The organism is Comamonas sp. C24C, from assembly GCF_053345995.1.
In genome coordinates this window covers 526,269-541,328 of sequence record NZ_JBKFBC010000001.1, presented here as the reverse complement: position 1 = coordinate 541,328, position 15,060 = coordinate 526,269, and the positions used below count along the sequence as shown (strand labels likewise).

The 15,060-nt window shown below is 64.7% G+C and carries 9 protein-coding genes; 1 reads left to right on the top strand and 8 read right to left on the bottom strand.

Features of this window, described 5'->3' with window-relative positions; all coding sequences use genetic code 11:
• From ACLBXN_RS02440 to argH, 8 genes are all read right to left on the bottom strand, one after another.
• Positions 1-387, bottom strand: a complete 387-nt coding sequence (locus ACLBXN_RS02440) for a VOC family protein (RefSeq protein ID WP_447611005.1) — start codon at positions 385-387, stop codon at positions 1-3.
• 34 nt (positions 388-421) lie between these two features.
• Positions 422-1,288, bottom strand: coding sequence for a carbohydrate ABC transporter permease (locus ACLBXN_RS02435; protein WP_447611004.1), 867 nt, complete (start codon positions 1,286-1,288; stop codon positions 422-424).
• Positions 1,285-2,205, bottom strand: coding sequence for a carbohydrate ABC transporter permease (locus ACLBXN_RS02430; RefSeq protein WP_447611003.1), 921 nt, complete (start codon positions 2,203-2,205; stop codon positions 1,285-1,287). The genes ACLBXN_RS02435 and ACLBXN_RS02430 overlap by 4 nt, the downstream gene beginning before the upstream one ends.
• Positions 2,206-2,240: 35 nt before the next feature.
• Positions 2,241-3,530 (bottom strand): ABC transporter substrate-binding protein, encoded by a 1,290-nt coding sequence (locus ACLBXN_RS02425; protein ID WP_447611002.1) that lies wholly within the window; start codon positions 3,528-3,530, stop codon positions 2,241-2,243.
• A 46-nt stretch (positions 3,531-3,576) separates the two neighbouring features.
• The gene (locus tag ACLBXN_RS02420; protein ID WP_447611001.1) at positions 3,577-4,698 is read right to left on the bottom strand and encodes an ABC transporter ATP-binding protein; all 1,122 of its coding nucleotides are present in this window, start codon (positions 4,696-4,698) and stop codon (positions 3,577-3,579) included.
• Between the two features lie 225 nt (positions 4,699-4,923).
• On the bottom strand, positions 4,924-10,935 hold the full coding sequence (locus ACLBXN_RS02415) for an alpha-2-macroglobulin family protein (protein WP_447611000.1): 6,012 nt from the start codon (positions 10,933-10,935) through the stop codon (positions 4,924-4,926).
• A gap of 155 nt (positions 10,936-11,090) precedes the next feature.
• Complete coding sequence (locus ACLBXN_RS02410) at positions 11,091-12,071, bottom strand: Bug family tripartite tricarboxylate transporter substrate binding protein (RefSeq protein ID WP_003058151.1); 981 nt, start codon at positions 12,069-12,071, stop codon at positions 11,091-11,093.
• Between the two features lie 97 nt (positions 12,072-12,168).
• Positions 12,169-13,617, bottom strand: coding sequence for an argininosuccinate lyase (argH, locus tag ACLBXN_RS02405; protein ID WP_087084859.1), 1,449 nt, complete (start codon positions 13,615-13,617; stop codon positions 12,169-12,171).
• Positions 13,618-13,957: 340 nt separating this feature from the next.
• Between argH and ACLBXN_RS02400 the strand changes: the two genes are divergently transcribed.
• Positions 13,958-14,923 (top strand): DMT family transporter, encoded by a 966-nt coding sequence (locus tag ACLBXN_RS02400; RefSeq protein ID WP_447610999.1) that lies wholly within the window; start codon positions 13,958-13,960, stop codon positions 14,921-14,923.
• The last annotated feature ends 137 nt before the right edge of the window (positions 14,924-15,060 follow it).

The window sequence follows — 15,060 nt, the reverse complement described above, 5'->3', positions numbered from 1 at the left end:
TCAGGCCAGGGTCTCGCGCAGCTGAAACACATTGCCTTCGCTGTCCATGGCATTGCAGACCGCAAAGCCGAGGCCTTGCCAGCGCTCGTCGAACACCTGGCCGCCCAGCGCCTGCGCGACGCTTGCGGCCTCGGCGATCGCGGGTACGGTGACGAAGAACTTGAGCGCCACATCGGCACGGCGCTGCGGCGGCTTGCCGACCTGGACCCGCGCCGCGATCTCGGCAGGCAGGGCGTGAATCAGCAGCTGCAGGGCGGCGGACTCCAGCACGATGATGTGCTCATCCTCATGCAGCCGCTGCATGTCCAGCACCTGTTCGTAAAAGCGCGCCAGGGCCTGGAAGTCCTTGGCATAGATCAGCACACCAGCAGCAGCGGGACCGGGCATCGTCAGCTCCTCAAAGAGTCTGACTGTATCCCGTTCACTTGATTCCCGCGCGCATGAAGCTCTGCACGAACTGGCGCTGGAAGATCAGGAAGGCAAGCAGCAGCGGCCCTGAAGTCATCAGCGTGGCAGCGCAGATGGTCGACCATTCCACGCCCGACTCCACGCTGGAGAAAACCTGCAGGCCCACGGTGAGCGGACGCGCCTGCACGCTGTTGGTGATGATCAGCGGCCAGAGGAAATTGTTCCAGTGAAAGCTCACCGAAACCAGCGCAAACGCGGTGTAGACCGGCCTGGCCAGCGGGACGTAGACACGCCAGAGAATCTGCAGCGTGCTCGCACCTTCCACGCGCGCGGCCTCGTCCAGTTCGCGGGGTATGCCCATAAAGGTCTGGCGCAGCAGGAAGATGGCAAAGGCCGAGGCGAAATACGGCAGCCCCATGCCCACCAGGGTATCGACCGCGCCCAGCCTGGACATGGTCTGATAGTTCGCCACCAGCAGAATGTCCGGCATGATCATCAGCTGCACCAGCACCAGCGCAAACGCCACATTGCTGCCGCGAAAGCGCAAGCGCGCAAAGGCAAACGCAGCCAGCGTGGACAGCAGCAGCTGCACCGCCAGAATCATGGCCACCAGCAAGATGGTGTTGAGGAAATAACGCGCAAACGGCGCGGCTTCCCAGGCATGGCGGAAGTTCTGCAGCGTCCACGGTGCGGACAGATCCAGGCGCGTTGACGCATCGGACGAGTGAAACGCCGTCCAGACCGCATAGGCAAGCGGCAGCAGCCACAGCAGGGCCAGCGTCCAGGCGGCCAGGGTGTCCAGCCATGAAGTGCCATAAAAGCTCAGGCCCCGGTCCGTCCCGGTGCTGCTGCGCGTTGATGGAAAGGCAGCAGCGGTCATTGATAGTGCACCTTTTTGTCGAGCACGAAGAACTGGAACAGCGCCACGGCAGCCAGCACCACGACCAGCACCACGGTGATGGCTGCGGCATAGCCGGTATCCCAGAATTTGAAGCCCACTTCGTAGAGGTGATAGAGCAGCAGCGTGGAGGCATTGTCCGGCCCGCCGCGCGTGAGAATGAACACATGATCCACCAGCCGGAAGGCATTGATCACGGCGTTGACCAGAATGAAAAGCGTGGTCGGCATGAGCAGTGGCCACTGCACGCGGCGCAGGAAGTACCAGCGCGATGCGCCTTCGATGGCCGCCGCCTCCTTGAGGCTGGGATTGAGCGTCTGCAGCGCGGCCAGATAGAAGATCATGAAAAAGCCGGCCTCCTTCCACACGGCCACCAGCGTGATGCAGGCCAGTGCCGTGGAGGGATCTCCCAGCCAGTTGTGCGCGTCCAGGCCCAGTGCGCCGCGCACCTGCTCCAGCAGTCCGTACTGCGGCGTGTAGAAGAACAGCCAGATATTGGCCACGGCAATCATGGGCAGCACCGTGGGCGTGAAATACGCCATGCGCAGCCAGGCCCGCCCCGCGAGCTTCTCGTTGACCCACAGCGCCATCAGCAAGGCCAGTCCCATGGACAGCGGAATGGTGGCTGCGGCAAACCAGAGGTTGTTGCGCACAGCCTGCCAGAACACGGGGTCGTCGACCATGAGCGCATAGTTTTCCAGTCCCACCCATGCGCCAGACTGGCCGCCACGCGCCGTGGCGTGCAGGCTGTCGATCAGCGTGGACAAGGCCGGCCAGTGCGTAAAGCCCAGCAGCAGCACCAGCGCCGGCATGAGCAGCAGCCAGGCATGCACGGCCTGCCGGCGTGCCGCGGCCTGCGCCAGCCTGCGGGCGGCCCTGGATGACAGGGGCGCCGCCATGGCGCCCCTGCCGGTGTCAAGCGCCGGACTGCTCATCACTGGTAGCGACGCAGAATGCGGTCGGATTCCTTCTGTGCATCGTCCATGGCCTGGGCTGCGGTCTTGGTGCCGTTCAGGGCCGCCTGGATCGCATCGTTGAGCACCTTGGTCACGCGCTGGTTCTCATGGGTGGAATACTCGGCCACCGACACGGGCAGTTGATCGCGCGCCACCAGGGCCTGGGGAAATTCCTGGCCGTACTTCTTGAGCGCAGGCGTCTCGTAAGCCGCGGGCGAGACCGCCACATAGCCGCTGTCCATGCTCCACTGCGCGGCACGCTCGGGCTGGGTCACCCATTTGGCAAACTCGAATGCAGCCTGCTGCTGCTCCCTGGGCACGTTCTTGAAGATGTAGAAATTGCCACCGCCTGTGGGCGAGCCCTTGCGGACATTGCCGGCGATCTGGCCCACGCCGAAGTCGAACTTGGCATTGGCGCGAATATTGGTGAGATTGCCCGTGGTCGTCACGATGATGGCGGCCTTCTTTTCCATGAAGTCCCTGGGCGTCGTGCCCCACTCCACCACGCCGGCCGGATGCACGCCGTCCTTGACCAGACTCACCCAGAAGTTCAGCGCTTCCACCACCTTGGGGTTGTTGAGCGTGACGCGGGTGCCGGACTCGTTGGCCAGCAGCACATCATTGGGCGTGGTCAGGGTCTGCAGCATCCAGTAGCCAAAGCCCGTGGACGGAATCTGGATGCCGTATTGCACGACCTTGCCGCTGGCGTCCTTCCTGGTCAGCTTGTGGGCGGCCTCCCTGAGCTCCTTCCAGTTCTGGGGTGCCTTGTCGGGGTTCAGGCCAGCCTCCTTGAAGGCCTGCTTGTTGTAGTACATCACCACGGTGGAGCGCTGAAAGGGCACGCCCCAGGTCTTGCCACCGGTCTGGCTGTTGGCCATGAAGGCCGGGTAGAAGCCCTTGAGCCAGGCCTTGTCTGCATCGGTCTTCACGAAGTCGTCGATGGGCACGATGGCGCCCTCGTCCATCAGCGTGAACATATCGGTCGACAGCAGCACCGAGGTCGCAGGCGCCTTGCCCGCCTTGTGCGCCGTCAGCGCCTTGACGATGGTTTCCTGATACGTGCCCGCATAGATGGGCGTGAGCTTGTACTGCGGATGCGCCTTGTTGAAGTCCGCCGCATAGCCATCGATCACCTTGGTGATGGGGCCTCCCACGGCTACGGGGTAATAGAAAGGCACTTCCAGCGGGGACTGCGCAAGAGCAGTGCCCGCCAGGCCAAGGCCGGCGGCAGCGGCGAACAGGCCGTGAACAAAGGTTTGACGACGCATGGGAATCTCTCCTCGGGATTTGCAGACAATGGAAAACGCTGGCGGCTCAGGCTGCGGCCAGCAAGGAGCGGGCGGATTCCACCGCCTGCCCGCACACATGAATGCGCCCGCCCTGCGCATCGAACCAGTGCGCAGCCTGCTGCGGCCAGCACAGGAACACGGCCTGCCCGGGCCGCAGGTCGGAATGGGCATGGCCGGGCACACGCGCCGTCAGCAGCTCGCTGCCCACCCGGCAGCGCAGCACCAGATCGGCGCCCAGATATTCAAAGCCCTGCATGGTGGCCGGAATGCGCTTGCCATCGCCCTCGACGGCGCCATCGGCATCGCGTGCCACGGCAATCACCTCGGGCCGCACGCCCAGTGCCTGCGGATAAGCGCCGCCCGCCACCAGATCGGGGGCCACGACCACATCGCTGCCGGCAATCCGGTTGCCTTGCAGGGCCACGATGTTCATGGCGGGTGTGCCGATAAAGCGCGCGGCAAACGTGGTTGCAGGCCGGGCATAGATTTCACGCGGCCCGGCGGCCTGCTCCACCAGGCCCTTGTTGAGCAGCACCACCTGATCGGCCATGCTCATGGCCTCGGCCTGATCGTGGGTCACATAGACCACTGTCAGCCCCAGACGCTGCTGCAGCTCGCGCAGCTCGGCGCGCATTTCCTGGCGCAACTGGGCATCGAGATTGGACAGCGGCTCGTCCATCAGGCAGACCCTGGCCTGCGCCACCAGCGCACGCCCCAGTGCCACGCGCTGCTGCTGGCCGCCCGAGAGCTGGGCTGGCCGACGGTCCAGCAATGGCGTCAGCCCCAGCAGCTCGGCCGTTTGCTCAAGACGCTGCCTGCGCTCGGCCTTGCCAACCTTGCGCACCTGCAGACCGAACTGGATGTTGTCGGCCACGCTCAGATGCGGGAACAGCGCATAGTTCTGGAACACCATGGCAATGCCGCGCTGCGCAGGCGGCAGATGGGTGACGTCGCGACCATCGATGCGCACCGTCCCCGAGGTGGGAATGTCCAGCCCGGCAATCATGCGCAAGGTGGTGGATTTGCCGCAGCCCGAAGGACCGAGCAGGACGCAGAACGAGCCTGGTTCAATGCGCAGATTCACGGCATGCAGGGCCGTGGCGTCACCCCAGGATTTGGCGACGTTCTCCAGCTCGATCAAAGACATCGCGCCAGTCTAGAAAGACTGGATGACAGCCGCGTGTCATCCCGGGTATTGTCAAAAACAGGAGCTGCTATCGCTTTCCATTCATTGATTTCAGATAGAAATGCCTTTGAATCATCCTTTTCAAAGGCGATAGCAGCTTCTGCATCGATAGCACCAGTGCATGAAAAAGCCCCGGCTGCTGGCGCAGACCGGGGCTTGGCGTAGAGCCGAGAAACCGCAGAGGGCTTACTTGGGCATCACCACCTTGAGCTTGGCATTGGGAATCTCGCCAAACATCTCGGGCGCATACAGCGCTTCGGCACGCGTGGGTGGCAGTGCAAACTCACCGGCATTGTTCAGGCGCACGGTGTATTCGACCTTGGTCGTCCCTGCGGGCAGGTACTGGTAGTAGGCACGGTAGGACTCGAAGCTTCGCTCTTCGTAGGCCAGCCAGCCGGCACCCTCCTGCTTCTCGCCCTTGGACGCGATCTCCGAATCACGGCCCAGGCCGCCGCCCAGAATGGTCGCCCCCGTGGGTACGGGATCGGTGATCGCCACCCAGGTCATATCGGTCTTGGCCTGCACTTCCAGCGTCACGCGCAGCACATCGCCGCGCGTGTACTGGCCGCCACCAAACAGCCCCTTATCGGCCTGCTCCACGGGCGTGACGGTCTTCTTGATGGTGTAGCCGGCGCTGAACGGCGCCTTGAGGGCCACGGCCGCCACGGACTGCACGGTCAGCCAGGGCTTGCCCGTGCCTTGCTGCGTCACGCTGAGCTGACCCTTGCCGGCCTTGGCCCAGGGCATGAACATGGTGTTGTTCATCAGGCCGCCGGCGCGCACGGGCTCGCCGAAGACGCTGTTGGAGTGGGCGGTGCCCTGCGCATCCTCGGACGTGGCACGCCTGACCTCGGCCCAGTTCACCTTGGCCTCGTTGCCGTTCATGCTGGCCACGGTGCTGCCGGCCACGGGCTCGGACTCGAACTTCTGCGAGAAGCGGCGCAGCGCCAGAGCACCCCAGAGGTTGGCCGTGGTCGTGCTCCAGGCACCGGCCTGCTGGCGCGCGATAAAGCCGCTGACCAGACGCGGCATGTCTTCGGTCCAGGTCGGATCGTTGATGGTCGCCAGAATCAGGCGCGCCAGATTCACGTCCGGGCCCTGCATCAGCCACCACCAGCCATCGTCCTGGTCGGTCGAGAAGCCGGCACGCGTGCCGTTGTAGGTCAGGCGGGCACGCAGAATCTGCATGGCCTGGGCCAGGCGCTCGTCGCGCTGGGGCGCATCGCTCATGCGTTGCAGCAGCATCACCCAGTCGATGACCGTGTGCGTAGGCCACTGGTTGGGTGTGGCATTGATGCTGTCCAGCATGCGCGGCGTGGCCTTGCCCGACAGTGCCAGCGCGCTGATGGCGGCCAGCTTGCGCATTTCCAGATCCTTGCGCGGGCTCCAGAAGTTGCGCTGGATGCGGCCTTCCACGAACGCGATCAGACCGTCCTCCATGCGTGCGCGCTCTGCGGCCGGGATCACGAAGCGCTTGTCAACGCCCTGTGCCAGGGCCGACATATTGAGCAGATGCGCAGTCAGCGTGTCGCTGCCGCGGCTGGCAGAGCCGTCCTGCGGCGGGAAGTAGTTGGCCAGGCCGTCACCGTCCAGATAGTTGGGCAGCTGGGCCATGGTGCTGCCCCACAGCTCCGCGTTGTTCATGCCAACGGCCTTGCTGGTGGTCTGCTCCAGGCAGGAGTAGGGGTAGCGGGCCCACCAGTCGCGCACGCCGGGCAGACCTTCGGTCAGCTTGGGCACCAGCGACATCTGCAGACCGCCGCGGCCGGGTAGCGCGTCGGCGGGCGGATTCACGGGCACGCTGTAGCTGCCGTTGACCTGCACCAGGGTGGCCTGCTGCACCGACAGCGGCACGGCGGGAACGATACGCTGGCTGATCTTGAGCGCATCCTGCGCCGCGTCGGCACCGCCAGCGGTATCGCGCGCGGAAATCTCCCAGATCAGCACTTCGGCACGCGTGCCGGAGTGCTGGGCCGGAGCCTTCACGTCCCAGGCCACTTCACGCGCCTCGCCGGCGGGAATTTCCACGGTCTGGGCCTTGAGCTCCAGCATGGTGGCGCGCGGCGTGACCTCCACCTTCATGGCCTTGGCCGAAGTGTTGCGCAGCGTGACCTGGGCGCGGAACTGGTCGTCCTCGCGCACCAGCGGCGGCAGGCCGCTGATGATCTGCAGATCCTGCGTGGTGCGAATCGCCGCCTGGCCGGTGCCGAACAGGCTCACGCCCGCATCGGCCACGGCCACCACCTGGAAGGTGGTCAGGGCATCGTTGAGCGGCACCTCGATCAGGGCCATGCCGTTGCCGTCCAGCACCACATCGGGCTTCCACAGCAGCAAGGTGTCGAGCAGCTCGCGCGTGGGGCTGCGGCCACCGCCACCGCCCGCAGGCACGGCCTTCTTGCCATAGTGGCGTCGGCCGATCACCTCCATCTGGGCAGTGGCCGTCTGCACGCCCCATTCGCGGCGTGTCAGCATGGCATCGAGCAGATTCCAGCTGCTGTTGGGCATCAGCTCCAGCAAGGCCTGGTCCACGGCCGCCAGTGCCACATGGGCACCTGCAGCGGGCTTGCCATCGGGCAGCGTGGCCTTGATGGTGACCTTGGCCGTGCCACGCACCTTGTAGCTGGACTTGTCCGAGGATACCTTGACGTCCAGCGTATTGCTCTTCAGGCCCACGCGAATTTCGGACATGCCGAAACGGAAGGCAGGCTTGGAGAGATCCACCATGGAGGTCGGTGCGATGAATTCCTTGCCGTCATTCCAGAAGGCACGCCACCATTCCAGCGGCGACTTGAAGCCCCAGGTGAAGAAGCTGTACCAGGGCACTTCCATCAAGCGGCCGCGCAGCGCCAGCACGCTGACGTAGGCGTTGGGACCCCAGTTGTCTTCGACCTTGACGTCCACCGTGGGGTTCTCGCCCGTCAGTTCTACCACCTGGGTGCTGACGACGCCTTCGCGCTCCACGGCCACCAACGCCGTGGCGCGGCGGAAAGGCATGCGCACCTGGAAGCGCGCGGTCTCGCCGGGCTCATAGCTCTTGCGCTCGGACAGCACGTCCATGCGGTCATGGTCTTCGCCACCGAACCAGAGCTCGCCCTGGCCCGTGACCCACACCGAGGTCGCGGCCTGGCTGCTGCGGCCATCCTTGTCGGCAGCCTTGACGATCAGCTCCACCTCGCCGGGCTGGGACAGCTGGGCCTCGCATTGCACCAGGCCATGGCTGTCGCTGGTGCCCGAGCACACGGTGCCCAGATTCTTGAGCGTGGTCTGGTTGTCATAGCTGTAGAAGCCGCCCACCAGTCGCTTGCGGCTGGAGGTGGTGATGCGCGCCACGGCCTCGACCTTGACCGGCACGCCGGCCTGGGCCTTGCCCGCCGTATCCAGTGTCAGCGCCTGGAAGCGCAGCTTGCGATCCACCGAGATCCAGTTCTCGGAGCGCACGCCCGCCACCACGGCGGCAGGCCAGATGGTGCGCGTGCTGCGCAGGGTCTGCACCTCGCCGTTCGGGTCGGCGTAGGTCGCTTCCATCAGCAGCTCGCGCGGCTCGCCGGACTTGGGCAGCTTGTCGATGCTGACCTTGCCCAGACCGTTCTTGTCCAGCGTCACGGGCAGCTTGTCGGCCACCACCTTGGTCTCGTCGGCCGCCGTGCTTTCCTCGTCGTCACTGCTGCCCATGTCCTGGGCGCTGCGTGGCGGGTTGAAGCTGAATCCATCCCAGTCCGCGAAATTGAGCGACTTGGAACGCAGCAGCGCCGAAACCTTGACCGGCAGGTTGGCGGCGGCACCGCCGGAGACATAGTTGATCTGCACCTCGGCAGGCACGCTGCTGACCGCATAGAGCTGCTCCTTGCCGGCCGGCCCCACGCGACCTTCCATCACGGGCAGTCGGAACTCCTCGACACGGAAGATGCCGGTGCTGAAGCTGGAGCGGCGGCCGCTGCCATTGGTATAGCCCAGCTCCACCGCATATTCGCCCAGCTTGGCGGCCTTGGAGATGGGAAACTCGCTGGTCGCGCTGCCGTTGGCATTCCAGCTCAGGGCCTGGGTGAAGCGCTGGCCGCTGCCCAGATGGGTGATGGTCAGGCGGTCGGGCTTGTCCTGGGTCTGTTCAAAGCCCGTGGAGTTCTTGCCGGGCCCGGTCAGGGCACGCAGAAAGTGCTTCATGGACACGGTTTCGCCGGCACGGAACAGCATGCGGTCAAATACCGTATGCGCGACTTCGTCGCGCTTGCTGCTGGAGCTGGTCGGCACATTGAAGCGCCAGGACTCTATGCCCTTGTTCCAGTTGCTCCAGACGAAGGCCAGCTCTTCACCGGCATCGGTCTTGGCCCGCGCACTCACGAAATAGGAACTGCTGCGGTAGTAGCCGTCTTCGTTGCTGCAGGAGGGCGGATTGGGGTTGAGGCCGTTGAAGGTCACAATGCCTTGCGCGTCGCTCACGGCCGATGCAATGGCCTGGCCGTTGCAGTCCGAGACCTGCACCGTGGCGCCCGGCACCACCTTGCCCTTGTCCAGCGTCGTCACCCAGGCCACGGAGTTTTCGCGGCCCAGCTTGAAGTGCACGGCCAGATTGGTCACCAGCACCGAGGTGCGCACATACATGGTGCGGCCCGCACCATAGCCCTCGTCGAGCAGCGACTGGCCCAGCATGGGCGAGGCAATCTCCACCACCTGGAAGCCCGGGTTCAGCGGGATGCCGACGACCTCGAAGGGACGCGGATCGTTCCTGGCAGCCTTGGGCAGCTCCAGCGTCTGGGTCTGGCTCTGGCCGTCCAGCAGCGACAGCATGCGGGTCTGCACCCAGTGCTTGTCGTCGTTGATGACCGGTGGCAGCACCTTCACATCACGCGCAGCGCGCTTGCGCTCCACGCTATAGCTGTCATAGCGCTCGACCTTTTTGAGCCAGGCGATGATGTCGGCATCCGAGCCGCCTTTCTTGGTCCGCACCACGCTGGCGTCCAGCGACTTGCCCAGAAGCTGCGGCTCCACATTGCGCAGCGTCACGGGCAGCAGCGCCGGGCCCTTGGGGCCTTCGGCAAAACGCTCGACGATGCCGAAGGGCGCGGCAGCAAACTTCACCAGCGGCGGCATATTGCCCGTGGCCGTGGCCAGCGGGAACATATTGGCATTGCTCAGCGTGCGGCCCGCGGCATCCTTGAACTGCGGCGGCAGCTCCACCACATATTTGGAGTTCGGCTGCATGGTGGCGGGGAAGGTCACGCTATCCACCAGCGAATCCTCGGCCAGCTTGTCGCCGTTCTGCTCGATGATCGGTGCCACGGCCGAGGCACCGCTCTTGAGGCGTATGCCCTCGATCAGCTTTCGCGGCACCGGCGCGCTAAAGGACAGCCGCATGGGGCGGATCGGCAGACAGGCGGCATTGGCGTTCTCGCGCTCGCAGCTGAAGTCGGCGCTGAACGGCTGGCGCACCTGATACTCGTAGCGCTGCTCGTCCTTGCTGGCCAGGCCGTTGGCCATGGCCACGCCCTTGCCATAGACCAGGGTCATCTTGCTGCCCGAGGTCAGGCGGCGGTTACAGGCCAGCACCGCATAGTTCTGCGGATTCTGGGCCGCATCCTTGTCCCAGTGGCGCTGCTTGAGCACGGCCTCGCGGTCCTTGCCCTCGATCAGCTGCACGGGAATGCGCTCGCCCACTCCTTCGGAGGTACACCAGACACGCTGCTTGAGGCTGTCGACGGATGCTGCGCCCGTCAGACGCAGCGCGAAATACTGCTGCTCGTCCACCTCTTCATAGGTGTCGGGCGCGATGCGGGCCACCTGCGGGCCGCCGGTCTGGAACTGATAGCTGGCAGCACCTGTCAAAGCCCCGCCCGAGACACTCTTGAACTGCGGGTTGAGCTGGGCCGTGCAGCGCACGCCTGCGGGCAGGTTCTGGGCAAAGTCGAAGACCCATTCCTTTTCGCTGTTCCAGCGCCCTGTGCCCTTGGCGGCCTGGGCATTGCTGCACTGCAGATTGACCGGCGCCTCGGCCTTGGGGTCGCCAAAGCGCACGGCAGGCGCATCGAACTGCACCACCACCTGCCCCACCTTGCTCACATCGCCTTGCGGGCTGAACTGGCGCACCCCGACGGCGTGCGCCGCCGTGGCCGCCAGACCCCATAACAGGCCTGCCTTCAGCAGCCCGCGCCATAGCGGCGCGACCTGCTCCCTCTTCCTTCCCTCTGCATAAGGCACAGTCATACAGTCACTTCCTTTTGGGGCAGGCATGCAGCCGGCCCTGGCTGTTTGAATCTGAAGTCTGGAATCAGCGACGCAGCAGTGCGGGGCGGCAGAGTGCAAAAAAGCCCTGCCTCACAGGTGAAGCAGGGCCTTGAGCATGTGCTGCACGCGCGAAACTACTGCGGCTGGAAACCGCTGCGCTGAATGATACCGGCCCAGACCTTGGAATAAGCGGCCTCGCGCTCCCCCAACTGGCGGGGATTCATGTATCCAACTGTAAGACCCAGTGCCGTCAGCTGCGCGTAGACGTCACGCTGCTTGAGCACATTGCCCACCGCTGCGGAGAAGCGCTCGACAAAGGCCTGGGGCACGCCCCGGGGCGCAAAAATGCCGTAGTAAGGCATGTCTTCAAAGCCCTTGATGCCCTGCTCCAGCAAGGTCGGAACCTCGGGCATGGAGGCCTGGCGCTTGGCGCCAAGCACGCCGATCACGCGCAGCTTGCCCGCCTTCTGGTTCTCCATGAAGTCGGGCACCGAAGCAATGCCGGCCGGAATCTGATTGCCCAGCATATCGGCCAGCAGCGGGGCGCTGCCGCGATACGGAGCGGCCACCAGATCGAGCTGGTAGTGATCGGCCAGGATCTTGACCAGAAATTCGGGGGTCGATGCCGGCGCCGGAATGCCGATGGTGCCGTTCTTGGCACTGCCTCTGGCCCAGGCTGCGTACTCGGCCAGATTCCTGGCCGGCGTGTTGCTGGAGACGGCCAGCGCATTCACGAAAGTGGCGACCCCGGCCACGGGGATGAAGTCCTGCTGCGGATCAAAGCCCGGCTTTTTCACGACCTTGGGCAGGATGGAGATGGTGTGGTCATGCGTGAGAAACAGCGTATGGCCATCGGCAGGCGAGGCCTTGAGCAGCTGCGCTGCAATCTGGCCGCCGGCTCCAGGGCGGTTCTCCACCAGCACCGTCACGCCGCCCAGCTCGTCCTTGAGCTTGTCGGCCAGCAGGCGCGCAATCGCGTCCGAGCCACCACCGGGCGGAAAGCCGACCAGAATGCGGATGGGCTGGCCCGACGAGGCCCAGGCCAGCGGCCCCAGAGCCGATGCTGCAACCGCTCCCGCACCGGCTTTCAGCAATTGACGACGAGATTGCGTCATGTGTTTTCTCCTTATCTTTTGCAGACTAACCAAAACAAAAGCGCCCGGCAAAGGGCGCTTTCAAGGCGTCAACGTTACGCCACAGTGCCGGGGCCCATCAGGCCAGGCGAGCCTGGTGCTTGGCCAGTTGCGCACGCACCTGAGCCGGGGCCGTACCGCCCAGCGTGTTGCGGGCGTTGAGCGAGCCTTCCAGACTCAGGGCCTCAAACACATCAGCCTCGATGTTGGGATTGAAGGCCTGCAGCTCGGCCAGAGGCAGCTCGGTCAGGTCCACACCCTTCATGGTGGCCAGCTTCACGGCGTGAGCCACGGTTTCGTGGGCGTCGCGGAAGGGCAGACCCTTCTTGACCAGATAGTCGGCCAGGTCGGTGGCCGTGGCATAGCCCTTCAGGGCAGCAGCGCGCATGTTCTCGGCATTCACGGTGATGCCGCCTTCCTTGACGCCGCTGGCGGGGTTGAGCTGGCCGCCGATCATCTCGGCGAAGATGCGCAGTGTGTCCTTGAGGGTGTCCACCGTGTCGAACAGCGGCTCCTTGTCTTCCTGGTTGTCCTTGTTGTAGGCCAGGGGCTGGCCCTTCATCAGCGTGATCAGACCCATCAGATGCCCGACCACGCGGCCGGTCTTGCCGCGTGCCAGCTCGGGCACATCGGGGTTCTTCTTCTGGGGCATGATGGACGAGCCGGTGGTGAAGCGGTCGGCGATCTTGATGAAGCCGAAGTTCTGGCTCATCCAGATGATCAGCTCTTCCGACAGACGGCTCACGTGCACCATGCACAGCGAGGCCGCTGCGGTGAACTCGATGGCGAAGTCGCGGTCGGACACGCCGTCCAGCGAGTTCTGGCTCACGCCTTCCATGCCCAGGGTCTTGGCCACGCGCTCGCGGTCCAGCGGGTAGGTGGTGCCGGCCAGGGCGGCAGAGCCCAGGGGCAGCACGTTGACGCGCTTGCGCACGTCCAGCATGCGCTCGGCGTCGCGCTTGAACATTTCCACATAGGCCAGCATATGGTGGCCGAAGCTCACGGGCTGGGCCACCTGCAGATGGGTAAAGCCGGGCAGGATCACGTCCACGTTCTTGGCGGCCACGTCGACCAGCGAGCGCTGCAGCTCCTTGAGCAGGCCTTCGATCAGGTCGATCTCGCTGCGCAGCCACAGACGCACGTCGGTGGCCACCTGGTCGTTGCGGCTGCGGCCGGTGTGCAGGCGCTTGCCGGCATCGCCGACCAGCTGGGTCAGGCGCGCTTCGATATTCAGGTGCACGTCTTCCAGATCCAGCTTCCACTCGAAGGTGCCGGCCTCGATTTCGGCCGTGATCTGCGCCATGCCCTTCTGGATGGAGGCGAAATCTTCGGCCGCAATGATCTTCTGGGCCGACAGCATTTCGGCATGCGCCAGAGAACCCTGGATGTCGGCCTGCCACATGCGCTTGTCAAAGAACACGCTGGAGGTGTAGCGCTTGACCAGGTCGCTCATGGGTTCGGAGAACAGGGCAGACCAGGCTTCGGCCTTGGAATCGAGCTGGTTGTGCGAAGGAGCAGATGTAGACATGTGAGGGCAACAATCCCGTAAAACCACAGGCCGCCCAATGCAGAAGTTTGGCGTGACGGCTGTGCAAAGCAGAAACAGGGATTTTATCGGCCTGACCCGGCTTGGGCGCCACAGCGTCCCAGAGCCATTGCCGGCCACTGCGACAAAGCGCTGCTCGCACCTCACACACTCACGATTCAATAGCACCCTGCGATTGATAGATAAGGCCTGCAAGCCTTACCCTGCCAAACTGGCAAATCCGGCTGCAGCCACCCGGTTTCTGGCCTTCGCGGACAATCATGCCGTCTTCGCTCACCTTCCCTTCACGGCCGCTGCCCAGGCGGCCGATGCGCCGCCCGGCATGCATTCCCGCTCTTCCCTGATTTCCGGCCTCGGTTTCGCGCTGGCCGCCTGCGCGCTCTGGGGCGCAATTTTTCTCGTGCCGGCCATGCTGCCGGAGTTCTCGCCGCTGCAGATCACCTTTGGCCGCTTCGTGCTCTATGGCGTGGTGGCCTTATGCGTTTTTCTGCCCCGGGCCACCAGGCTGCTGCCCAGGCTGCAAGCGGCCGATATCCGGCATCTGGTCTGGCTGGCCCTGACGGGCAATGTGGTGTATTTCGCCCTGGTCGCCACCGCCGTGCAATGGATAGGCATGGCCGTGACCTCGCTGATCGTGGGCCTGGTTCCCGTCACCGTGCCGCTGCTGGGCCGCAACACCAGCGGTGCACTTCCACTGCGCCGCATGCTGGCACCCTTGGTGCTGATTCTGGCCGGCATCGTGCTTGTCAACGCCCATGCGCTGACCACGGGGCCCGCAGGCAACCAGGGTCGCTATCTGCTGGGCGTGCTGATGGCCGTGCTGGCGATGCTCTGCTGGAGCCGCTATGCGCTGGACAACACCCGTTACCTGGCACAAAGCCGCTTCAACGGCACGGAGTGGTCCACGCTCTGGGGTCTGGTCGTCGGGCTGATCAGCGCCTTGCTCTGGGTGCTGCTGTGGCTGATATCGCCTGAGGCCAGCGGCGCCGGCAGCCCCGACATTCCGGCCCAGCGCTGGCAGCTGTTCTGGCTGTTGAATCTGGCCGTGGCCATCCTCTCGTCCTGGCTGGGCAACTGGATGTGGAATGCCGCCAGCCAGCGCCTGCCCATCACCTTCGTGGGCCAGTTGCTGGTGTTCGAGACCCTGTTTGCCCTGGCCTACCACTTCCTCTATGAACAGCGCCTGCCCCTGCTCGCGGAACTGGCCCCCATGCTGCTGATTCTGGCGGGCTTGGTCTGGTCGCTCAGACGCTATCAGGCCGCCAGCCGGGCGGCGGCCTCGGTTTGAGTCAGCACAAAGCTGATGCATCGAACCGACAGATGCCGCGCGAATTGCCGCCGCAGCGCAGCTGCTGGCCAATAATCGCAGGACTCGCACCAATTCGGACCGGGCATGCAGCCCTGTCGGCAGGAATGCCCTTGGTG

Bases quoted from the DNA above. Each gene is read 5' to 3' on its own strand.
- ACLBXN_RS02440 (WP_447611005.1), bottom strand. From the start codon at position 387: ATGCCCGGTCCCGCTGCTGCTGGTGTGCTGATCTATGCCAAGGACTTC.
- ACLBXN_RS02435 (WP_447611004.1), bottom strand. From the start codon at position 1,288: ATGACCGCTGCTGCCTTTCCATCAACGCGCAGCAGCACCGGGACGGAC.
- ACLBXN_RS02430 (WP_447611003.1), bottom strand. From the start codon at position 2,205: ATGGCGGCGCCCCTGTCATCCAGGGCCGCCCGCAGGCTGGCGCAGGCC.
- ACLBXN_RS02425 (WP_447611002.1), bottom strand. From the start codon at position 3,530: ATGCGTCGTCAAACCTTTGTTCACGGCCTGTTCGCCGCTGCCGCCGGC.
- ACLBXN_RS02420 (WP_447611001.1), bottom strand. From the start codon at position 4,698: ATGTCTTTGATCGAGCTGGAGAACGTCGCCAAATCCTGGGGTGACGCC.
- ACLBXN_RS02415 (WP_447611000.1), bottom strand. From the start codon at position 10,935: ATGACTGTGCCTTATGCAGAGGGAAGGAAGAGGGAGCAGGTCGCGCCG.
- ACLBXN_RS02410 (WP_003058151.1), bottom strand. From the start codon at position 12,071: ATGACGCAATCTCGTCGTCAATTGCTGAAAGCCGGTGCGGGAGCGGTT.
- argH (WP_087084859.1), bottom strand. From the start codon at position 13,617: ATGTCTACATCTGCTCCTTCGCACAACCAGCTCGATTCCAAGGCCGAA.
- ACLBXN_RS02400 (WP_447610999.1), top strand. From the start codon at position 13,958: ATGCATTCCCGCTCTTCCCTGATTTCCGGCCTCGGTTTCGCGCTGGCC.